Below are 20,561 nucleotides of genomic sequence, written 5' to 3' on the forward strand. Positions count from 1 at the left end.
ACCCGCCGTGCCAGAGTGAGGCCATGCCTGAACTCGTGCTCGGCCCGCTCGTCCGCTGCGCCGAGGCGACCTCCGTCGCCGTCTGGGTCGAGACCGACGTGCACACCCACGTCACCGTCCGGGCCGGCGACGTCGAGGCGAGCGTCCCCACCTTCGCCGTCCACGGCCACCACTACGCCCTCGTCGTGGTCGACGGACTGCCGGTCGGCGAGCCGACGCCCTACGAGCTCAGCCTCGACGACACCGTCGTGTGGCCGCTGGCCGACTCGCCCTACCCCGCCCCCGTCCTGCCGACGATCGACCCCGAGACGCCGCTGCGCATGGCCTTCGGCTCGTGCCGCACGAGCGTGCCGCACGACGAGGAGGGCAACTCCACCCACGGCATCGACGCGCTGCGCGCCTACGGGCTGCGGATGGCCGGGGTCGCCCGCTCCGCCGACGACCCCGAGGAGGGCGAGATCCGCTGGCCGGACCTCGTGCTCTTCCTCGGCGACCAGGTCTACGCCGACGAGACCTCGCCGCAGATGCGCGAGTTCATCGCCTCTCGCCGCTCGCTCGACGAGCCGCCGGGCACCGAGCTCAAGGACTACGAGGAGTACGCCCACCTCTACCGGCTCGCGTGGAGCGACCCGGCGACGCGGTGGCTGCTGTCGACCCTGCCGAGCGCGATGATCTTCGACGACCACGACGTGCGCGACGACTGGAACACCTCGTTGTCGTGGCTGCGCGACATGCAGGCGACGTCGTGGTGGCACGAGCGGATCGTCTCCGGGCTCACGTCGTACTGGGTCTACCAGCACCTCGGCAACCTCGGTCGCGAGGAGCGTGACGACGACCCGGTGTGGCAGCACGTCGTGCGGCACGACGGACCGGACGAGCTCGACCTCACGGCCGTCCTGGACGCCCTCTCCGAGCGCGTCCAGGGCGACCCGACGGCCTACCGGTACAGCTACTCGCGCACCTTCGGCACGCAGGCCCGCCTCGTCGTCGTCGACTCGCGCGCGGCGCGCGTCCTGCAGCCCGAGCGGCGCTCGATCGTCGACGACGGCGAGCTGGCCTGGCTCGACGAGCGGCTGCGGGGCGATGTCGACCACCTGCTCATCGGCACCACGCTGCCCTTCTTCCTCGCCTCCGGGCTGCACCACCTCGAGGCCTTCAACGAGGCCCTGGCCTCGGGCCGGTGGGGCCGGCGGGCCGGCCGGGTCGGCGAGCGGCTGCGCCGGGCCGTCGACATGGAGCACTGGGCGGCCTTCCAGGAGGGCTTCCGCCGGGTGTCCGACATGGTCATCGAGGTCGCCGCGGGTCAGCGCGGCGAGGCGCCGGGCACGGTGACCTTCCTGTCCGGCGACGTCCACCACAGCTACGTCGCCGAGGCCTTCTCGACCCGTGCCCGGGAGCGCGAGGGTGCCCCCGCTCTGCGCAGCCGCCTCCTGCAGGCCGTCTGCTCGCCGATCCGCAACCCCCTCCCGCGCGGCGTCCGGGTCGGCACCGCCTTCCTCTCCCGGCGGGTGGCCGCACCCATCGGCCGGGCCGCGTCGCTGGCGATCGGGGTGCCCCCGGCACCGCTGCGCTGGGGCTACGTCGAGGGCCCGTGGTTCGACAACAACCTCGCGACGCTCGAGGTCCAGGGGCGTGGGCTGCGCATGTGGTGGGCCCGGGGCGAGGTCGTCGACGGCCACCACGACCTGCCCTCGCTCGTCGAGGTCGCCGACATCACGGTGGACCCGCCCGCGACCGCACCCTCTCAGCCGCGCCGCGAGGTGGCCGCGACCTGATCCGGAGGCGGGCTCGCCGCCCACCGGTCGGACCGGCTCGGGTCAGGTCAGCGCTGGCGGACGTAGGAGAGCAGCTGGTACATCGCGAGGAGCAGCACGGCGCTGATCGCGACGGCACCGGCCCCGGCGGCCATCCCCGTGGCCATGGCGTCGACCATCGTCTCGCCGCGCCCGACGAGGGTGACGATCGAGACGACGAGCGCCACCGCCCCGGCGAGGACGCTGCTGATGATGACCTGGCTGTACGGCGTCTCGTGCGTCGCCGCCCGTGACCTGCCCATCTCGACCGCTCCCTCGCGTCTGCGCCCGGCCCGTCCGGACCGGTCTCGAGCGACGCTACCGGCGCCCGCCTCCTCCCGCCTGCTGGGAGAGGGGGGAGCACTCCCCGTCCCCGGCGTGACGGACTCGGGCGGGGGCGCTCGACGCCACCTGGCGCATGCGAGCGCGCCACGTGCCGTCGCACGGCATCGTGGGGCCATGACCGACATCGCCGGGTCCGCCACCCCCCACCTGCGCACCGAGGACTGCCGCGTGGCCGACCTCGTCGGGCTGCTCGAGCGCGAGCGCACCGACGTCGGCGCGTACCCGCACGCCGAGCGCGTCGAGCAGGGGGTCCTCGTCTACGCGGCGAGCACCGTCCTCGACGCCGACGCGGGCCGCCGCGAAGAGCGTCTGGCGCTCGAGGGCGAGCTCGCGCACGCCTGGCTGCACGGGCCGGGCATCGTCGTCGTCGAGGGCGCTCTCGACGCCGAGGTCGTCGACCGGGTCACCGTGCGCTTCGAGGAGCTCATCACCCAGCAGCGCGCCGAGGGACGGACGGCCGGTGACCACTTCGCCGCGCCGGGGGCCAACGACCGGGTGTGGGGGGCGCTGGAGAAGCTCGCCGTCGCGGACCCGCACGCCTTCGTCGACTACTACTCCTCGCCCGTGATCGCCCTCGCCGCCCGGGCCTGGCTCGGCCAGGTCTACCAGGTGACGAGCCAGGTCAACGTCGTCGGTCCGGGCGGGGCGGGCCAGACCGTGCACCGCGACTACCACCTCGGCTTCACCTCGCCGGAGGTCTCGGCCGCCTACCCGGCGCACGTGCACGCGCTCTCGCCGCAGCTCACCCTCCAGGGCGCGGTCGCCCACGGCGACATGCCCGTCGAGTCCGGCCCGACGCTCTACCTGCCGCACTCGCAGAAGTACCCGCACGGCTTCCTCGCCTACTGGCTGCCCGACTTCCAGGAGCACTTCGCCGCGCACCACGTACAGCTGCCCCTTCGCCTGGGCGACGCCGTCTTCTTCAACCCCGGCCTCTTCCACGCCGCGGGGAGCAACAGCACCCGGAGCACCCGGCGGATGGCGAACCTGCTGCAGATCTCCTCGGCCTTCGGCCGGGCGATGGAGTCCACCGATCGCCGGCGGGTCGTCGAGGCGGTCTACCCGGCCCTCCTCGAGGCGGGCGCGGGTGGTCACGACGAGCGGCTGCTCCACCACGCGGTCGCGGCGAGCGCCGAGGGCTACGCCTTCCCGACCAACCTCGACCGCGACCCGCCCGTCGACGGCATGTCACCGGCCACCCAGGCTGAGGTCGTGCGTGCCGCTCTCGCCGAGCGCGCCGCACCGGCCGAGCTCGGCCGTCGCCTGGCCGAGCACGAGGAGCGCCGCCGCACGTCGTGAGGTGCGGCTCGCCCTTCGTCCCGGGTGAGCGAAGGGGGCGACCCGGCCTTCCCTCCCCGCCTCACCTCCGCTACAGTCCATTTGTCCTGACATACGGACATCACGTACGGGGCCGTGCCGTCGCGCCCCGACCTGGACCAGACCCTCGCAGGAGCACACGACACATGCGTATCGGACTCATCGGGCTGGGGCGCATCGGCGCCGTCCACGCCGACACCCTCGCCGCCCTCGACGTCGTCGAGGAGGTCGTCGTCACCGACCCGGTGCGTGCAGCCGCCGACGCCGTCACCGGGCGCAACTCGAAGGCTCGCGCCGTCGACTCCCCCCAGGCCCTGCTCGACGCCGGCGTCGACGGCGTCGTCATCGCCGCGGCGACGAACGTCCACGCCGAGCTGCTCGAGGCCGCCCTCGCCCGGGGTGTGACGACCTTCTGCGAGAAGCCGGTCGCCGGCACGATCGGCGAGGCCGTGCGCATGCAGGAGCTCGCCGCCCAGGCCGGCGCACCGGTGCAGATCGGCTACCCCCGCCGCTTCGACCCCGCCTTCGTCGCCGCCCGGGACGCCGTGCGGGACGGCTCGCTGGGCCGGGTGCACACCGTGCGCTCGACGACGCTCGACCCGGCCCCGCCGCCCGCGGCCTACCTCGCCGTGTCCGGGGGCATCTTCCGCGACTGCGCCGTCCACGACTTCGACGCGGTGCGCTGGGTGACCGGGCAGGAGGTCGTCTCCGTCTACGGGGTCGGGGCGACCGACCCCGACGCGGCCGCGGAGATGTACCGCGACCACGGCGACCACACGAGCGTCTCGACGCTGCTCACGATGAGCGACGGGGCGATCGGCGTCGTGTCGAACACCCGGACCAACGCCCGCGGCTACGACGTGCGTCTCGAGGTGCACGGCGTCTCCGACGCGGTCGCCGCCGGGCTCGACGACGGCCTCCCCCTTCGTCCGACGCAGCCGGGCGTCGCCTGGCCGGCCGGCCCCCCGCACACCTTCTTCATGGACCGTCTCGCCGAGGCCTTCCGCGTCGAGCTCGCGACCTTCTGCAGGGTGGCGGCGGGCGAGATCGCCTCGCCGTGCACCGTCGACGACGCGATGGGCACCGCCTGGGCCGCCGAGGCCGCGTCGCTCTCCGCGATCGAGGGTCGTCCGGTCACCATCGCCGAGGTGCAGGACCGGGCGCTCGTCTGAGCCGTGATGCGAGGTTTGCCTCCGACCGGCGCGAGGCGTTGGATCGAGGCATGACCTCTCAGCCCCGCGTCGTCGTCGTCGGCGCCGGCGAGTGCGGCGCCCGCGTCGCCCACGACCTCGCGACGAGCGACCTCGACGCCCGGGTGGTCCTCGTCGGGCGCGAGGCGCGACCGCCCTACGAGCGACCGCCGCTGTCGAAGTCCGTCCTCGTCGACGACGACCCGCGGCCGGTCGAGCCGTACCGCGACGGGCGGCTCGACGTCGAGGGGCTCGAGGTCGTCGCCGGACGCGCGGCGACCTCGCTCGACCTTGAGGGGCGCACGGTCGAGCTCGACGACGGCACGCGCCTGGGCTTCGACCGGCTCGTGCTCGCGACGGGCTCGCAGCCGCGCCGCCTGCCCGGGCTGCCGGCTGCCGCGCTCACGTTGCGGACGTTCGATGACGCCCTCCTGCTGCGCGACGCCCTGCGGCCGGGCGCCCACCTGCTCGTCGTCGGCGCGGGGCTCGTCGGGCTCGAGGTGGCCGCGAGCGCTCGCACGCGCGGCACGCGGGTCACGGTCGTCGAGGCCGCTGAGCGCGCCCTCGGGCGCGCGGTCCCCGAGCCCGTCGCGCGGGTGCTCGTCGAGCGTCACGAGGCAGAAGGGGTGGACCTGCGCCTGGGCACGACCGTCGCGTCCGCAGTCGCCGGGAGCAGCGGGTGGCACGTCGAGCTCTCCGACGGCAGCGTCGTCTCCCCCGACGTCGTGCTCCAGGCGGTGGGCTCCGTGCCGGAGACCGGGCTCGCCCGAGCAGCCGGCATCGAGGTCGACGACGGGGTGGTCGTCGACGCGGCGATGCGCACGAGCGCCCCGGGCGTCTGGGCCGCGGGTGACTGCTGCGCCGGGCCGGTCGCGGTGCTCGGGCGGCGTCAGCGGCTCGAGTCGTGGCGGATGGCGCACGACCAGGCGGCCGTCGCCGCGGCGTCGGTGCGCGGCGAGGACGCCTCGATCACCGCCGTCCCGTGGTTCTGGTCCGACCAGTACGACCTCAGCCTGCAGGTCTCGGGCATGGCGGCGGCGGCCAGGCGGTGGGTCGAGCGCCCCCGGCCCGACGGCACCGTCGTGCACCTCGGGCTCGACGACGACGGAGCGCTCGTGTGCGCCGCCGGTGCCGGACGGGCCGCCGTGGCCAAGGACGTCCGCATGGCGGAGCGCCTCGTCGCCGGAGGCGTCCGCCCCGACCCCGACCAGCTCGCCGACCCCGCCGTGCAGCTCCGCAGCCTCTTGTCCTGAGCCGGTCCGTCGAGGGACGTTGTCCCGAGGCTCGCTGACGCTCGCACCTCGACCAGCCATGCCGCCGCGCTCGCGCCTCGACCAGCGAGGGGGGCGGGCGCTCGCGCCTCGCCCCCCTTCGCCGACGAGAGCGCGGGTCAGTCGGTCTGGGGGAAGCCGAGGTTGATGCCGCCGTGGCTCGGGTCGAGCCAGCGCTGCGTGACGACCTTGCCGCGGGTGAAGAAGTGCACGCCCTCCATGCCGTGGGCGTGGGTGTCGCCGAAGAGGCTGTTCTTCCACCCGCCGAAGGAGTAGTACGACACCGGGACGGGGATCGGCACGTTGATGCCGACCATGCCGACCTCGACCTCGTGCTGGAAGCGCCGGGCGGCACCGCCGTCGTTGGTGAAGATCGCCGTGCCGTTGCCGTAGGGGTTGGCGTTGATGAGCTCGAGGCCCTCGTCGTAGCTGGCGACGCGGACGACCGAGAGCACCGGACCGAAGATCTCGTCGTCGTAGACGCTCATCCCCGGACGCACCTCGTCGATGAGTGTCGGGGCGACGAAGAAGCCGTCTCCGTCGGCGTCGAAGTCCCCGTCGCGCCCGTCGACGACGACCTTCGCGCCGGCCTGGGCACCGGCGTCGACGTACGACGCGACCTTGTCGCGGTGGGCGGCGGTGACGAGCGGGCCCATGTCGCAGCCGCGGCGCCCGTCGCCGGTGCGCAGCTTGCCCATGCGGTCGACGATCTTGCTCACGAGCTCGTCGGCGACCGGCTCGACGACGACGAGCGCGGAGATCGCCATGCAGCGCTCACCGGCCGAGCCGAAGCCGGCGTTGATCGCGGCGTCCGCGGCGAGGTCGAGATCGGCGTCGGGCAGGACGAGCATGTGGTTCTTCGCGCCGCCGAGCGCCTGGACGCGCTTGCCGGCGGCGGTCCCCGTCTCGTAGACGTACCGCGCGATCGGGGTCGAGCCGACGAAGGAGACCGAGCGCACCTTGTCATGGGTGAGCAGCGCGTCGACGGCCTCCTTGTCGCCGTGGACGACGTTCATCACGCCGTCCGGCAGACCGGCGCGCTGCCACAGCTCGGCGACGGCGTTGGCCGCCGACGGGTCCTTCTCGCTCGGCTTGAGCACCACGGCGTTGCCACACGCGATGGCGATGGGGACGAACCACAGCGGCACCATCGCGGGGAAGTTGAAGGGCGAGATGATCGCCGCGACGCCGAGCGGCTGACGCATCGAGTACACGTCGACCGCGGTCGAGGCGTTCTCGGAGAAGCCCCCGCGCAGCAGGTTGGGGATGCCGCACGCGTACTCGGCGACCTCGAGACCGCGCACGACCTCGCCGAGGGCGTCGGAGAGGACCTTGCCGTGCTCGGCGGTGATGAGCGCGGCGATGCGCTCCTTGTCCTCGTTGAGCAGCTCGCGGAAGCGGAAGAGGACCTGCGCGCGGCGGGTCAGCGAGGTGTCGCGCCACTCCAGCCACGCGGCGTGCGCGCCCTCGACGACCTCGCCGACGAGATCGGCCGAGGCGAGGTCGAGCGCGCCGGTGACCTCACCGGTCGCCGGGTCGTAGACCTCGCTCGTGCGCTCGGCGGTCCCCTCCCACGGGGATCCGGAGACGAGGTGGGTGATGCGGGTGGGGGTGCTCATGGACGCCTCTCATCGGTGCTTCGTGCTGGTGTGGCAGGTGCGGTCTCGGGGCGGTCGGGCGCGACGGTCGCGTCGGGGTCGACGTCGCGCAGCTCGTGCTGCAGCTCGGCGAGCTCCTGCCCGCCGGCCATCTCCGCCGTCAGCTCGTCGAGGGTGATCTCGTCGCGGTGCGCGTCGAGGACGACCCGGCCGAGCTTGAGGACGGCGAAGTGGTTGCCCACGAGGTAGGCGTGGTGCGGGTTGTGGGTGATGAAGACGACGCCGAGGCCGGCGTCGCGGGCCTTGGCGATGTACTTGAGCACGACACCGGACTGGCGGACGCCGAGCGCCGCCGTCGGCTCGTCGAGGATGATGACCTTGGCCCCGAAGTAGATGGCCCGCGCGATGGCGATGCACTGCTTCTGACCACCGGAGAGCCCGCCGACCGGGCGGTCGAGGTCACCGATGTGGATGCCCATCTTCTGCAGCTCCTCGTCGGCGATGCGACGCATCGTCGCGCTGTCGAGGAAGAGCCCGCGGCGGATCTCGTTGCCCATGAAGAAGTTCCGCCACACCGACATGAGCGGCGCGAGCGCGAGGTCCTGGTAGACCGTCGCGATCCCGAGCTGCTGCGCGGCCCGCGGCGAGGCGAGGTTGCGCGAGATGCCGTTGACCGAGAAGGTCCCCTCGCTGTGCTCGTGCAGACCGGCCATGATCTTGATGAGCGTGGACTTGCCGGCGCCGTTGTCACCGAGCACGCACGTCACCTCGCCGGGGTAGACCTCGAGCGAGACCCCGCGCAGCGCGTGGACGTTGCCGTAGGACTTGCCCACGTCGGCCATCGCGACGAGGGGCTCGCGGCTCCCGGGGGTCGCAGCTGCGGTGGGCTCGGTTGCAGTGCTCATCGTGCGTCCGCCTTCTTCTTGACGTAGACGTTGAGGAGGGTGGCCAGGAGGAGCATCACGCCGAGGAAGGTCTTGAGCCAGTCGACGTTCCACCCGGCGTAGCTGATGCCGGCCTGGGTCATGCCGTAGATGAGGGCGCCGAGCGCGGCGCCGACGACCGAGCCGTACCCGCCGGTGAGCAGGCACCCGCCGACGACCGCCGCGATGATGTAGATGAACTCCTGCCCCACGCCCTCGCCGGACTGCATGACCGAGTACTCGAAGAGCAGGTGCATCCCGAGGACCCAGGCGCAGAAGCCGACCGCCATGAAGAGACCGATCTTCACCCGGGTCACCGGCACGCCGACGGCCCGTGCCGCGTCGGCGTCGCCGCCGGCCGCGTAGATCCAGTTGCCGACCCGCGTCCGGGTGAGCACGAGCGCACCGATGACGACGAGGACGGCCCAGTACGCGACGAGCGCCTTGATCGTCACCGGTCCGATCTGCACGCTCCACGCGAAGACCGAGCGGGCCGACTCGAAGCCGGCCATGTCCGAGATCCGCGGGGTCGCGACCGAGCCGCCGACGAGACGTGTCACGGCGAGGTTCGCGCCCTGGAGCACGAAGAAGGTGCCGAGGGTGACCAGGAAGCTCGGCAGCCCGGTCTTGGTGAGCAGCCACCCGTTGAAGGCGCCGACGAGCAACGAGAAGACGAGGGCCGCGAGGACCCCGATCCACACGTTGAGCCCGAAGTTCCACGCCGTGAGGGACGCGCAGATCCCCGAGGAGATCGCGGCGACACCGGTGGAGAGGTCGAACTCGCCACCGACCATGAGCAGCGAGACCCCGACGGCCATGACGCCGATGGCGGCAGCCCCGTACAGGATCGTCCCGGTGTTGCCGATCGACCGGAAGCCCGGCGCCACCGCGATGAAGATCACCGCGATGGCGACGGCCCCGACGAGCGCCCCGATCTCGGGCCGTGAGAAGAGCAGGCCGAGGCCCCCCTTCGCCGCGACGCGGTCGTCGACGGCAGCGGCGCTCGTGCTGCCGCCCGCCTGCTGGTCGGTGACGGGTGCGCTCATCTTACTCGCCCTCGGACTTCAGCAGCGCGTCGACGTTGTCCTTGTCGATGAAGGCGGGACCGGTGTAGACGGGCTGGCCGCCACCGACCTCGGCACCCTGCTGCACCTTGAGCCACAGCGAGTCGACGGCCATGTAGCCCTGGACGTAGGGCTGCTGGTCGACGGCCCAGGTGATCGTCCCCTCCTTGATCGCCTTGAGGGCGTCGTCGTTGAGGTCGAAGGTGGAGATCGTCGCCTTGCTCCCGGCCTCGTCGACCGACTTGTCGGCGATGAGGGCGAAGGGGGCGCCGAGGGTGAGGACGTTGGTGATCGAGGAGTCCTGCTGCAGCTTCGCGGTGATCGTCGACTGGACGTTCGCCGTGTCGGTGCCGGTGACGTAGATCTTCTCGGAGTCGCCGAAGGTCTTGGCGACGCCGTCGCAGCGGGCCTCGAGACCGACGTTGCCCTGCTCGTGGATGACGCACAGGGTCTTGCCGGCGCCCTCGTCCTTGAGCCGGGTCCCGGCGGCCTCGCCGGCGAGCTCGTCGTCCTGGCCGAAGAAGGACAGCGCGCCCATCTGCTTCCAGTCGTCCATGCCGCCGTTGAGGGCGACGACGGGGATGCCGGCCTCGGTCGCGGCCTCGACCGTCGACTTCATCGCCTCGGGCTTGGCGAGGGTGACCGCGATGGCGTCGACCTTCTTGTCGATCGCCTGCTGGACGAGGTTGGCCTGGGCCGATCCCTCGGGGTCGGCGCTGTACTCGAGCTTGACGTTGTCCTTCTTCGCGGCGTCCTCGGCGCCGGCGCGGACCTGGTCCCAGAAGGTGTCGCCGGGACCGGAGTGGGTGATGAGGGCGACGGTCATCGTCGGGGTGCCGGCGTTGCCGGCAGCCCCGCTGCTGTCGTCGCTCTCCTGCTTGCCCCCGCTGGAGGAGCAGGCGGCGAGGCCGAGGGCGAGCACGGCGGCGCCGGCGACGAGGGTGGTGCGGCGAGGTCGGGACATCGTTGTCTCTCTTTCCATCACGGTGAGGGTGGTGCTACTGCGGGTCGCCGGGTCGAAGGTAGGCCCGTTGGCCGGTCTTGCGCTCGCGATATGCGTCGAACGCCTCGCGGGTCGAGGTGAGCTCGGAGACCTCGCTCACCGGCACGTCCCACCACGACGCGGAGTCGGGGCCGTGGACGAGCGGGTCGGTCTGGACGTGGATGACGAAGGGACCGCCGTCGGCGGGCCACCCCTTCGCCTCGTGGATCGCGGCGACGAGGCCGTCACGGTCCTCCACCTCGACGACGTGGGCGCCGAGGGAGCGGGCGTTGGCGGCGAGGTCGACGGGCAGGGTCTGCCCGTCGAGACGCCCGTCCGCCCCCCGGGCGCGGTAGGAGGTGCCGAAGCGCTGGCTGCCGAGCGACTGCGAGAGCGAGCCGATGGAGTGGAAGCCGTGGTTCTGCACGAGGACGACGACGACCTTGACCCGCTCCTGCACGGCGGTGACGAGCTCGGTCGGCATCATGAGGTAGCCGCCGTCGCCGACCATCGCGAAGACGTCGCGGGTCTCGTCGGCCAGGCGCACGCCGATGGCGGCGGGCACCTCGTAGCCCATGCAGGAGTAGCCGTACTCGACGTGGTACCCGCGTCGGTCGCGCACGCGCCACGACTTGTGGAGGTCGCCGGGCATCGAGCCGGCGGCGCACAGGACGACGTCGCGCGGGTCGCTCAGCTCGTTGACGAGCCCGAGGACCTCGCCCTGGGTGAGCAGACCGGGCGCGAGGGCGGCGGTGACCTCGGCGGACGGGTGGTGGGCGGCCTCGACCTCGGCGTCCCAGCTCGACCAGAGCCGCTCCTGCTCCTCGCGGTAGCCGTCCTCGACCGACCAGCCCTCGAGGGCCTGCGCGAGCGCGACGAGGGACTCGCGGGCGTCCCCGACGACCATGACGCCGGAGTGCTTCACCGCGTCGACCGGGGCGACGTTGAGGTTGACGAAGCGCACCCCCTCGGCGGCGAAGGCGGTCCGCGAGGCCGTCGTGAAGTCCTGCCACCGTGTGCCGACGCCGATGACGACGTCGGCCTGCGCGGCGACCGCGTTGGCCGCGGTCGTGCCGGTCGACCCGACGGCGCCGAGCAGCCGGGGGTCGCCGTGCAGCAGCGAGCCCTTGCCCGCCTGGGTCTCGCCGACGGGCATCCCCGTGGCCGCGCACAGCGCGGCGAGGGCCTCCTCGGCACGGGAGTAGTGCACGCCGCCGCCGGCGACGACCATGGGCCGCCGCGCGGAGCGGATGACCTGCGCGGCGCGGGCGATCGCCGCGGGCTCGGCCGGGGGCCGGCGCACGTGCCAGACCCGCTCGTCGAAGAGCTCGACCGGCCAGTCGTGGGCCTGCGCCTGCACGTCCTGGGGCAGCGAGATCGTCACGGCGCCGGTGTCGGCGGGGTCGGTGAGCACGCGCATCGCCTGGAGCAGGATCGCGGTCAGCTGCTCGGGGCGGCGCACCTCGTCGTAGAAGCGCGAGAGCGGTCGGAAGGCGTCGTTGACGGTGACGTCGGCGCTCACCGGGTGCTCGAGCTCCTGCAGGAGCGGTCCGGCCGAGCGGGTGGCGAAGGTCGAGGACGGCAGGAGCAGCACGGGCAGCCGGTTGATCGTCGCGAGCGCGGCGCCGGTGAGCATGTTCGTGCTGCCGGGGCCGACGGAGGCGGTGCACGCCCAGGTCTGCAGCCGGTCGCGCTGCTTGGCGAAGGCGACGGCGGTGTGCACCATCGCCTGCTCGTTGCGGGCGAGGACGTAGGGCAGACCGGGCCGCTCCCCCGCCTGCGTCGCGGCGAGCTCGTCCTGGAGCAGGGCCTGGCCCAGACCCGCGACGTTGCCGTGCCCGAAGATGCCCAGGCAGCCCTCGAGGAGGCGCTGCTGCTCGCCGTCGCGCTCGCTGCGCTGGGCGGCGAGGAATCGCACGACCGCCTGGGCGACGGTGAGACGGACGGTCTGGCTCATCGGGTGGCTCCCATCGGCAGTCGGGGGTCGACGCGCTGCCCGGTCCAGCTCTCGCGGACCTGGCCGTGCGCGGGGTCGTCGCAGATGAGCCAGGCCCGCTCGGCGCCGGGACCGGCCATGACGTTGAGGTAGTACAGGTCGGCGTCGGGCGCGGCCATCGCCGGGCCGTGCCAGCCGTATGGCACGAGGACGACGTCGCCGGTGCTCACCTCGACGAGCACGTCGATCGCACGCTCGTCGGTGCCGTAGACCTGCTGGTAGCCGACCGGGTCGAGGCCGTCGCCGCGCTCGGTGCCCCGGGTGACGGGCGCCCTCCCGGCGTCGGCGTCGCCGACGGCCTGGGTCTCGAAGTAGTAGATCTCCTCGAGCACGCTCTCCTCGCCGGGGCGGTCGCTGTCGTGCTTGTGCGGCGGGTAGGACGACCACCCCGCGGCCGGCGTGACGACCTCGCAGACGAGGATCTGCTCCGCCTCGGGCAGGGTGTCGGGCATGCCGTGACCGCGCACCTCGCGGCTGCAGCTGCCGGCGCCGCGCAGCTCGACGGGTGTCTCGTCGGCCGTGACGACCCGAGGGGTCCGTCCGCCGCCGGCGGGGTCGGTGACCCGCGCGCCGCAGACGGCGACACGGGCGCCCTCGGCACCGGCACGCAGGAGCAGGGAGCGTCCTGCGGGCACGTAGGCGACGTCGCTCGGACCGGCGAAGACGCTCGCCCGACCGCGCAGGCCGAGGGTCTGGCCGTCGACGACGACGTCGACCGCCCCGGCGAGCGGCACGACGACGACCTCCTCGCCATCGAGGTCGTGGCCCACCTCGCCGCCCGCGGGCAGCGTGGCCACGCGCAGCGACGTGTGCTGCCAGCCGTCGACGGCGTCGGTGATCTCGACCGCCCAGGGCTCACCGGCGGCGAAGGGGTGGAACCACCGGTCGTTGTCGGCGCCGGTGCGCGGGGCGCTCACCGCGCGCCCCCGTGCACGAGGCCGGCCGCGATGTCGACGGCCGCGCCGACGTCGCCGTCCGGCGGGTAGAGCAGGGCGCGCCCGACGACGAGACCGCGCACCGAGGGCAGCCCGAGCGAGCGGCCCCACGCGTCGTAGCTGTCCTGGGGGTCCCCCTTCGGGTCCCCGCCGAGCAGGAGGGTCGGCATCGTCGTCGCGTCCATGACCCGCTCGAGGTCGTCGACGACCGGGAGCTTGAGCCAGGTGTACGCGCTGCTCGCGCCGAGGCCGGAGGCGACGTGGATCGAGCGGATCGTGCTGTCGGGGTCGAGGAGGTTCTCGACCTTGCCGTCGCGGCGCCGGGAGAGGAAGGGCTCGACCATGGCCATGACCTCGTGCCGGGCGAGCTCGGTGACGGCCTGCGCGCTCGCCTCGAGGGTGGCGACCGTGCCGGGGTCGTCGAGGGCGATCCGCGTGAGCATCTTGCCGCCGTCGAGGCCGCGCGCGGCGATCTCGTCGGCGGTGTAGCCGGTGAAGCGGTCGTCGAGCTCGAAGACCGAGCCCTGCAGACCGCCGCGGTTCATCGAGCCGATGACGACCTTGTCGTCGAGCGCGCCCATGAGCAGCAGGTCGTCGAGGACGTCGGGCGTGCCGAGGACGCCGTCGACGCCGGGGCGCGAGAGAGCGGTCGCGAGGCGCTCGAGCAGGTCGCTGCGGCTGCCCATGGCCATCGCGTCGCCGCGCACGCCGAGGGCACCGCGGGCGGGGTGATCGGCCGCGACGACGAGCATCCGCCCGTCCTCGCCGACGAGCGGGCGGCGCCGGCGCCCCGCCCACATCCGCGCGACGAGGCCGGGGTCGGTGACCCGCAGGTCGGTGATCTGGGCGGGGCCGAGGCCGACGCGCTCGCTCGTCGTCATCGGGCCACCTCCTGGGTCTGCAGCGCGGCGAGGACCTCGTCCTCGGTGGGCATGGCGGTCGAGCACTCGAGCCGTGAGGCGACGATCGCACCCGCGACGTTGGCGAAGCGCAGGACGCGCTCGAGCTCCCAGCCGAGGAGCAGCCCGTGGCACAGCGCACCGCCGAAGGCGTCGCCGGCCCCGAGGCCGTTGACGACGTCGACGGGGTGGGTGGGGACCTCGACGCGCTCGTCACGGGTGGCCGCGAGGACCCCCTTCGGGCCCTGCTTGACGACGGCGAGCTCGAGACCGCGCTCGAGGAGCGCGTCGGCCGCGCGGTGCGGGTCGCTCTCGCCGACCGCCACCTCGCACTCCTCTCGGTTGCCGACGGCCACGCTCACGTGCTCGAGCGCACGGGCGATCTCGACGCCCGCGTCCCGCGGGTCCTCCCAGAACATCGGGCGGTAGTCGAGGTCGAGCACGCTCGGGCGGCGGCCGTCGCGGGCCGCGAGCGCCGCGTGGTGCGCGGCGCGCGAGGGCTCCTGCGACAGCCCGGTGACGGTGGCCCAGAAGATCTTCGCCTCGCGGATCGCCTCGAGCGGCAGCTCGTCGGGCTCGATCATGAGGTCGGGGGCGGTCGGGTAGCGGTAGAAGGAGAGCGGGAAGTCGTCCGGCGGGTGCACCTCGCAGAAGGTCACCGGCGTCGGCGGCACCCGGCCGGGCTCCCCGTCGAGGGTGCTGACGTAGCGGGCGTCGACGCCGAGCCGGGCTGCCTCGGCGCGCACGAAGCGGCCGAAGGCGTCCGGGCCGACCTTGCTGACGAGGGCGACGTCGTGGCCGTGGCGGGCCGCGGCGACGGCGACGTTCGTCGCGCTGCCGCCGAGGAACTTCTCGAAGGTGCGCACCTCCTCCAGCCCGACCCCGTGGTCGAGGGGGTAGATGTCGACCCCGGTGCGGCCGATGGCGACGACGTCGAAGACCACGGCGCGCTCACGCCCCCTTCGCGACGGAGAGCAGGTGGGCGACCGAGGCGCGCACGTCGGCGACCGGGTCGGGACCCTCGCCGCCGTCGGCAGGGTCCCCGGTGAGGATCGTGTCCTGCTCGAGGACGTACCAGCCCTGGTATCCGTCGGCCTCGAGGGCGGTGACGATCGCGGCGATGTCGACGTCGCCGGCGCCGAGCGGCACGTACATCCCGGCGGCGACCGCCTCGGTGTACGTCGCGTCGCCGGCCTGGACCTTGCGGGCCCAGGCGAGGTCGACGTCCTTGAGGTGCATGTGGGCGATCCTGCCGGGGTGCTCGGTGGCGACCGCGACCGGGTCACCGCCGCCGATGAGGAGGTGGCCGGTGTCGAGGCACAGCCCGATCCGCGAGCCGTCGAGGACCCGCTGGGTCTCCTCGCCGGACTCGACCATCGTGCCGACGTGGGGGTGGATCGTCGCGACGAGGCCGTGCGCGCGGGCGGCGTCGTCGATCCGGTCGAGGTTGGCGAGCAGGGTGCTCCAGCCGAGCTCGTCGAGCGCCGGGCGGTCGTCGTAGCCGTCGACCCCGGTCGCCGCGGCGATGACGACGGTGCTCGCGGACGCCGCGACGAGGCCCTCCATCGCGCTCTCGACGACCGGCAGCGGGTCGTGGGCCGGGTCGTGCAGGACGACGGGGACGAACTGCCCGACCGCGGCCAGGCCGTAGCCCGCGAGGGTGTCGGCCTTGGCCTGCGGGGCGTCGGGGAGGAAGCCGTCGGGGCCGAACTCGGTGGCGCTGATGCCCAGCTCGCGCATCTGCGCCAGGACGGTCGGCGGCTGGTGCTGCCAGCCCCATCCGGGGACCTCGCACACCCCCCACGAGATGGGGGCGGCGGCGATGCGGTCGGGCACGGGGGTGGTCATGGTCGTCCTCACGAGGTGGCGGGGGCGGGCAGGGCGGAGGGGATCTCGCTCATGAGGACGGGGCGGCCCTCGTGGCGGGAGAGGTCGCAGGCCTCGACGACGCGCGAGGCCTCGAGGGCGTCGTCGACGGTGCAGGGCGAAGGGGACCCGCCCACCATCGCGACGAAGCCGGCGAGCTCGTCGGCGAAGGCGGGGCGGAAGCGGGAGTAGAAGTCGGTGTGGACCGGGCCGGCCGGCTGGCTCGCGCCCGGCTCGACACTGCGCAGGGCGAGGGAGTCGTCGAGCCCGACGGCGACGGTGCCGTGCTCACCGTGCACCTCGAGGCGCACGTCCTGGCCCTGGCCGTTGTAACGGCTCGTCGTGAGCATCGCGATGGTGCCGTCGTCGAGGGTGAGCAGGGCGGCCCCGGTGTCGACGTCGCCCGCGGCGGGGAAGAAGTCCGCCCCCTTCGTGCCGCCGACCGCGTACACGCTCACGACCTCACGGCCGGTGACGAAGCGGATGACGTCGGCGTCGTGCACGAGGCAGTCGCGGAAGATGCCGCCGCTGCCGGGGATGAACTCCGCGGCCGGGGGGAGCATGTCGCTCGCGACGCCGCGCAAGGTGTGGACGAAGCCGAGCTCGCCGGAGCGCACGGCCTCGGCCGCCGCGCGGTAGCCGGCGTCGAAGCGCCGCTGGAAGCCGACGTGGACGGGGACCCCGCTGCGGCGGACGTGCTCGGCGACCTCGAGGATCTCGGTGAGGCTCGTCGCGAGCGGCTTCTCGCAGAAGGTCGGCAGCCCGGCGTCGACGGCCGCACGCACCCACGTGCCGTGGGCGGCCGAGCCGGTGGTGACGACGAGACCGTCGAGGTCGGCGGTGAGGAGCGCCTCGACGGGCACGGCGCTCACCGCGGCGAGCCCCTCGGCTGCCGGGGAGGTCAGACCTTCGGCTCGGGCGCCGTCGACGTCGGCGACGACGACCTCGCTCACCCCCGGGACCGCGCGCAGCGTCTGCACGTGGGAGGTCCCGATCCGTCCGAGCCCGACACAGCCGATCCGCACCCCGGCCACTCCTTCGTGACGTCCGTCGGGCCCCGTCGGCCCTCGCGGGGTCAACTCTGGCCGGATCCGCGCAGACCTGTCAAGCATTTGTCAGGACATTCTGACGTCGGGATGTCATTCGCCAGGTCGCTATCATCCGTCTCATGGCCGCCACCGAGCTCGACGTCGCCCTCGACCGGGACTCACCGGTGCCGCTCTACCACCAGATCGCCGAGCAGCTGAGCGCGGCGATCCACGACGGGCGGCTCGAATCGGGCGACGCCTTCGAGAAGGAGATCGCCCTGGCCACGCGGCTCTCCGTGTCGCGACCGACGATCCGGCGCGCGATCCAGGAGATGGTCGACCGCGGTCTGCTCGTGCGTCGGCGCGGGCTCGGCACGCACGTCGCCAACCGCAAGGTGCACCGCGAGGCCGTCCTGTCCTCGCTGTGGGACGATCTCGACGCGGCCGGCCGCTCGCCGCGCACCGAGGTGCTCGACCTCGAGCGCACCGTCGACCCTCGCGCTGCCGCGATGCTCGACCTGCCGCCCGAGACCGAGGTGCTCTCGCTCACCCGCGTGCGCTTCGCCGGCGACGAGCCGCTCGCCCTGCTGCAGAACTGGCTGCCCCCGAGCTCGGGCGAGATCGGCCGCGACGAGCTCGAGCGGGCGGGGCTGTACGCGGCGCTGCGCGGCCGGGGCGTGCGCCCGAGCGTGGCCCGCCAGTCGATCGGCGCCCGGATGCCCACCGCCGCCGAGCGCAAGGCGCTGCACATGCGCGCCGGCCAGCCCGTCCTCACGATGACCCGCGTCGCCTTCGACGCCGGCGGCACCGCCATCGAGCTCGGCGAGCACGCCTACCGCGCCGAGGACTACACGATCGACCTCATGGTCGACGAGCGCTGACCCCCTCGCCGCCTTCGCCGGCCGAGGTGTGAAGGGCGCCGCTCTGGCTGGTCGAGGTGCGACGGGCGCTCAGCGCCCGAGCCTCGAGACCACCGAAGGGGATCGGCCTGACGGCGATATGTGCACCTGGCACGGGGTATGTCGCGTGCCAGGCGCACGGATCGACGTCAGGTCCTGCCGAGTGCGGCGAGGGAGGTGGTCTCGAGGCTCGCTGGCGCTCGCACCTCAACCACCAAGGGCCTCTCGCTGGTCGAGGTGCGAAGGGCGCCCCGCGCCCGAGCCTCGAGATCACCCGACCGTGCCCTCCCCGCGGTCAACGCGCGTCCCGCGGTGGGGGACTCACTTGACGGGCGAGCCCCCGCGGGTGCTTACTAAGGTTGACCTAAGTTGGTAGGTCGTCCTGAGTACGTCGAGAGAGACCACCATGCTCGTCAGCAACGCCCTCATCGGCCTGCGCGAAGGCCTCGAGGCCGCGCTCGTCGTCGTCATCCTCATCGCCTTCCTCGCCAAGACCGGCCGGACCTGGGCGATGAAGTGGGTCTGGGCCGGCGTCGCGACCGCGGTCGTGCTGTCCGTCGTCCTCGGCGCGGTCCTCACCTTCGGCACCCGCCAGCTGAGCTTCGAGACCCAGGAGCTCATCGGTGGCAGCGCCTCGATCCTCGCGGTCGGCTTCGTCACCGTCATGGTCTTCTGGATGCGCACGGCCGCCCGGACGATCTCCGGCGAGCTCAAGGGCCGTCTCGACCGCGCCCTCGACCTCGGCCCGCTCGCGATCGCGCTCGTCGGCTTCCTCGGCGTCGGCCGCGAGGGCCTGGAGACCGCGATCTTCTTCTACGCGACGACCGAGGCCGCCGGTGCGGGCACCTACCAGCCCCTCGTCGGATGGGCGATCGGCCTGCTCTCCGCCGTCGCGCTCGGCGTGCTCATCTACCGCGGCGCGATCCGGATCAACCTCTCCGTCTTCTTCCGCTGGACCGGCGTCTTCCTCGTCGTCGTCGCCGCCGGGATCCTCGCCTACGGTATCCACGACCTGCAGGAGGCCGGCTTCCTGCCCGGCCTCAACGCCCTCGCCTTCGACGTCTCGGACGTCATCGCCCCCGACGGCTGGCTCGGCACCCTGCTCAAGGGCTTCTTCAACTTCACCCCCGCGACGACCTGGCTGCAGGCCATCGCCTGGACCGCGTACGTCGCGATCGTCCTGCCCCTCTTCCTGCGCCCCACCAGCGGCGTGAGCAGCGCCCCGCGTCCCGCGGCCGCGCAGTCCGCCTGACCAGAGTCACACCCGCACCACCCACCTCGACCCGCACCGTCATGACCCGAAGGACCCCGATGCGCCGCACCGTCACCACCACCGCCCTCGGCCTGTCCGCGGCCCTCGCCCTCGCCGCCTGCGGCGGGGACGCGAAGGACGCGAGCGCGGGCGGCGGCCCGATCGCCGTCACCGCCAGCGACACCGAGTGCTCGCTCGCCCGGGCCGAGGCACCGGCCGGCACCGTCGAGTTCGAGGTGAAGAACACCGGCTCGAAGGTCAACGAGTTCTACGTCTACGCCGAGGGCGACCGCATCGTCGGCGAGGTCGAGAACATCGCCCCCGGCCTCAGCCGCACCTTCCACGTCAACGTCTCCGAGCCGGGCACCTACGTCACCGCGTGCAAGCCGGGCATGGTCGGGGCCGGCATCCGCTCGGACTTCACCATCACCGGCGCCTCTGCTGCCCCGAAGTCGCAGGACGAGCAGCTCGTCGCCGCCACCGACGGCTACGAGCGCTACGTCGCGAGCCAGGCCGACGCCTTCGAGACCGAGACCGGCAAGTTCGTCGCCGCCGTGAAGAAGGGCGACGTCGCCCAGGCCAAGCGCCTCTACCCGACCGCCCGCTCGTACTGGGAGCGCATCGAGCCCGTCGCCGAGTCCTTCGGCGACCTCGACCCGAAGATCGACGGGCGCGCCGACGTCCTCGACGAGGGCATGAAGTTCACCGGCTACCACCGCCTCGAGCGCGACCTGTGGAAGACCGGCCTCCAGGACGACTCCGACGCGATCGCCGACCAGCTGAAGAGCGATGTCGCCGAGCTCGTGACGAAGGCCAAGGCCGTCGAGCTCGACCCACTCCAGCTCGCCAACGGCTCCAAGGCTCTCCTCGACGAGATGGCCACCGGCAAGATCACCGGCGAGGAGGAGCGGTACAGCCACACCGACCTCTACGACTTCGCCGCGAACTTCGAGGGCAGCAAGTCGGCGATCAGCAGCCTGCGCCCGTACCTCAAGAAGGCCGACGCCGACCTCGTCACCTCCATCGACAAGAAGACCAAGGCCCTCGACACCGTCCTGCAGCAGCACGCGACCGCCGACGGCTGGGCCCTCTACACCGACCTGTCCGACGCCGAGGTCAAGGAGCTCTCCGACGCCCTCGACGCGCTGAGCGAGGACGTCGCGAAGGTCGCCGGCGTCGTCGCCGACGGGCAGTGAGCAGGGA

18 protein-coding genes are annotated in these 20,561 nt (G+C 73.1%); 7 read left to right on the forward strand and 11 right to left on the reverse strand.

The window, feature by feature from the left end:
- Positions 1 to 23 precede the first annotated feature (23 nt).
- On the forward strand, positions 24 to 1,775 hold the full coding sequence (locus tag L6241_RS06590; protein ID WP_368245459.1) for an alkaline phosphatase D family protein: 1,752 nt from the start codon (positions 24 to 26) through the stop codon (positions 1,773 to 1,775).
- A gap of 47 nt (positions 1,776 to 1,822) precedes the next feature.
- Here the strand turns inward: L6241_RS06590 and L6241_RS06595 are convergent, their stop codons facing one another.
- Positions 1,823 to 2,056: a hypothetical protein gene (locus tag L6241_RS06595; RefSeq protein ID WP_123093464.1), complete on the reverse strand. Its 234-nt coding sequence runs from the start codon at positions 2,054 to 2,056 to the stop codon at positions 1,823 to 1,825.
- Between the two features lie 196 nt (positions 2,057 to 2,252).
- Between L6241_RS06595 and L6241_RS06600 the strand changes: the two genes are divergently transcribed.
- The 3 genes from L6241_RS06600 (at position 2,253) to L6241_RS06610 (ending at position 5,898) form a co-directional block, all read left to right on the forward strand.
- Complete coding sequence (locus L6241_RS06600; protein WP_368245460.1) at positions 2,253 to 3,437, forward strand: phytanoyl-CoA dioxygenase family protein; 1,185 nt, start codon at positions 2,253 to 2,255, stop codon at positions 3,435 to 3,437.
- A gap of 164 nt (positions 3,438 to 3,601) precedes the next feature.
- Positions 3,602 to 4,627, forward strand: coding sequence for a Gfo/Idh/MocA family oxidoreductase (locus L6241_RS06605; protein ID WP_368245461.1), 1,026 nt, complete (start codon positions 3,602 to 3,604; stop codon positions 4,625 to 4,627).
- A gap of 50 nt (positions 4,628 to 4,677) precedes the next feature.
- A complete protein-coding gene (locus tag L6241_RS06610; protein ID WP_368245462.1) occupies positions 4,678 to 5,898 on the forward strand; it encodes an NAD(P)/FAD-dependent oxidoreductase in 1,221 nt (406 codons plus the stop codon).
- A 137-nt stretch (positions 5,899 to 6,035) separates the two neighbouring features.
- Here the strand turns inward: L6241_RS06610 and L6241_RS06615 are convergent, their stop codons facing one another.
- The 10 genes from L6241_RS06615 to L6241_RS06660 are packed head-to-tail and all read right to left on the reverse strand — an operon-like array spanning position 6,036 to position 17,213.
- The gene (locus L6241_RS06615; RefSeq protein WP_368245463.1) at positions 6,036 to 7,535 is read right to left on the reverse strand and encodes a CoA-acylating methylmalonate-semialdehyde dehydrogenase; all 1,500 of its coding nucleotides are present in this window, start codon (positions 7,533 to 7,535) and stop codon (positions 6,036 to 6,038) included.
- A complete protein-coding gene (locus L6241_RS06620) occupies positions 7,532 to 8,419 on the reverse strand; it encodes an ATP-binding cassette domain-containing protein (RefSeq protein WP_368245464.1) in 888 nt (295 codons plus the stop codon). Before L6241_RS06620 ends, L6241_RS06615 begins: the two co-directional genes overlap by 4 nt.
- Positions 8,416 to 9,483 (reverse strand): ABC transporter permease, encoded by a 1,068-nt coding sequence (locus L6241_RS06625; protein ID WP_068270704.1) that lies wholly within the window; start codon positions 9,481 to 9,483, stop codon positions 8,416 to 8,418. Before L6241_RS06625 ends, L6241_RS06620 begins: the two co-directional genes overlap by 4 nt.
- A gap of 1 nt (position 9,484) precedes the next feature.
- Positions 9,485 to 10,465, reverse strand: coding sequence for a sugar ABC transporter substrate-binding protein (locus L6241_RS06630; protein ID WP_198150281.1), 981 nt, complete (start codon positions 10,463 to 10,465; stop codon positions 9,485 to 9,487).
- 34 nt (positions 10,466 to 10,499) lie between these two features.
- Entirely contained in the window at positions 10,500 to 12,440 is a 1,941-nt protein-coding gene (iolD, locus tag L6241_RS06635) for a 3D-(3,5/4)-trihydroxycyclohexane-1,2-dione acylhydrolase (decyclizing) (protein ID WP_368245465.1), read from the reverse strand.
- Positions 12,437 to 13,396, reverse strand: a complete 960-nt coding sequence (iolB, locus tag L6241_RS06640) for a 5-deoxy-glucuronate isomerase (protein WP_368245466.1) — start codon at positions 13,394 to 13,396, stop codon at positions 12,437 to 12,439. The genes iolD and iolB overlap by 4 nt, the downstream gene beginning before the upstream one ends.
- Positions 13,393 to 14,295, reverse strand: a complete 903-nt coding sequence (locus tag L6241_RS06645; protein WP_201468079.1) for a class I fructose-bisphosphate aldolase — start codon at positions 14,293 to 14,295, stop codon at positions 13,393 to 13,395. The genes iolB and L6241_RS06645 overlap by 4 nt, the downstream gene beginning before the upstream one ends.
- The gene (gene iolC, locus L6241_RS06650) at positions 14,292 to 15,257 is read right to left on the reverse strand and encodes a 5-dehydro-2-deoxygluconokinase (RefSeq protein ID WP_368245467.1); all 966 of its coding nucleotides are present in this window, start codon (positions 15,255 to 15,257) and stop codon (positions 14,292 to 14,294) included. Before iolC ends, L6241_RS06645 begins: the two co-directional genes overlap by 4 nt.
- A gap of 7 nt (positions 15,258 to 15,264) precedes the next feature.
- On the reverse strand, positions 15,265 to 16,161 hold the full coding sequence (locus L6241_RS06655) for a TIM barrel protein (RefSeq protein ID WP_368245468.1): 897 nt from the start codon (positions 16,159 to 16,161) through the stop codon (positions 15,265 to 15,267).
- A gap of 8 nt (positions 16,162 to 16,169) precedes the next feature.
- A complete protein-coding gene (locus L6241_RS06660) occupies positions 16,170 to 17,213 on the reverse strand; it encodes a Gfo/Idh/MocA family oxidoreductase (protein ID WP_368245469.1) in 1,044 nt (347 codons plus the stop codon).
- A gap of 134 nt (positions 17,214 to 17,347) precedes the next feature.
- Between L6241_RS06660 and L6241_RS06665 the strand changes: the two genes are divergently transcribed.
- From L6241_RS06665 to efeO, 3 genes are all read left to right on the forward strand, one after another.
- Positions 17,348 to 18,088: a GntR family transcriptional regulator gene (locus tag L6241_RS06665; protein ID WP_368245470.1), complete on the forward strand. Its 741-nt coding sequence runs from the start codon at positions 17,348 to 17,350 to the stop codon at positions 18,086 to 18,088.
- 424 nt (positions 18,089 to 18,512) lie between these two features.
- Positions 18,513 to 19,358, forward strand: a complete 846-nt coding sequence (gene efeU / locus L6241_RS06670) for an iron uptake transporter permease EfeU (protein WP_368245471.1) — start codon at positions 18,513 to 18,515, stop codon at positions 19,356 to 19,358.
- 59 nt (positions 19,359 to 19,417) lie between these two features.
- Positions 19,418 to 20,554, forward strand: coding sequence for an iron uptake system protein EfeO (gene efeO / locus L6241_RS06675; RefSeq protein ID WP_368245472.1), 1,137 nt, complete (start codon positions 19,418 to 19,420; stop codon positions 20,552 to 20,554).
- Positions 20,555 to 20,561 lie beyond the last annotated feature (7 nt).

Source organism: Janibacter sp. Y6 (assembly GCF_040900765.1).
Lineage (GTDB): Bacteria > Actinomycetota > Actinomycetes > Actinomycetales > Dermatophilaceae > Marihabitans > Marihabitans melonis.

What these genes read in the sequence shown, in the direction of transcription:
- L6241_RS06590 (WP_368245459.1), top strand. Translation starts at nt 24, where the DNA reads ATGCCTGAACTCGTGCTCGGCCCGCTCGTCCGCTGCGCCGAGGCGACC.
- L6241_RS06595 (WP_123093464.1), bottom strand. Translation starts at nt 2,056, where the DNA reads ATGGGCAGGTCACGGGCGGCGACGCACGAGACGCCGTACAGCCAGGTC.
- L6241_RS06600 (WP_368245460.1), top strand. Translation starts at nt 2,253, where the DNA reads ATGACCGACATCGCCGGGTCCGCCACCCCCCACCTGCGCACCGAGGAC.
- L6241_RS06605 (WP_368245461.1), top strand. Translation starts at nt 3,602, where the DNA reads ATGCGTATCGGACTCATCGGGCTGGGGCGCATCGGCGCCGTCCACGCC.
- L6241_RS06610 (WP_368245462.1), top strand. Translation starts at nt 4,678, where the DNA reads ATGACCTCTCAGCCCCGCGTCGTCGTCGTCGGCGCCGGCGAGTGCGGC.
- L6241_RS06615 (WP_368245463.1), bottom strand. Translation starts at nt 7,535, where the DNA reads ATGAGCACCCCCACCCGCATCACCCACCTCGTCTCCGGATCCCCGTGG.
- L6241_RS06620 (WP_368245464.1), bottom strand. Translation starts at nt 8,419, where the DNA reads ATGAGCACTGCAACCGAGCCCACCGCAGCTGCGACCCCCGGGAGCCGC.
- L6241_RS06625 (WP_068270704.1), bottom strand. Translation starts at nt 9,483, where the DNA reads ATGAGCGCACCCGTCACCGACCAGCAGGCGGGCGGCAGCACGAGCGCC.
- L6241_RS06630 (WP_198150281.1), bottom strand. Translation starts at nt 10,465, where the DNA reads ATGTCCCGACCTCGCCGCACCACCCTCGTCGCCGGCGCCGCCGTGCTC.
- iolD (WP_368245465.1), bottom strand. Translation starts at nt 12,440, where the DNA reads ATGAGCCAGACCGTCCGTCTCACCGTCGCCCAGGCGGTCGTGCGATTC.
- L6241_RS06645 (WP_201468079.1), bottom strand. Translation starts at nt 14,295, where the DNA reads ATGACGACGAGCGAGCGCGTCGGCCTCGGCCCCGCCCAGATCACCGAC.
- L6241_RS06655 (WP_368245468.1), bottom strand. Translation starts at nt 16,161, where the DNA reads ATGACCACCCCCGTGCCCGACCGCATCGCCGCCGCCCCCATCTCGTGG.
- L6241_RS06665 (WP_368245470.1), top strand. Translation starts at nt 17,348, where the DNA reads ATGGCCGCCACCGAGCTCGACGTCGCCCTCGACCGGGACTCACCGGTG.
- efeU (WP_368245471.1), top strand. Translation starts at nt 18,513, where the DNA reads ATGCTCGTCAGCAACGCCCTCATCGGCCTGCGCGAAGGCCTCGAGGCC.
- efeO (WP_368245472.1), top strand. Translation starts at nt 19,418, where the DNA reads ATGCGCCGCACCGTCACCACCACCGCCCTCGGCCTGTCCGCGGCCCTC.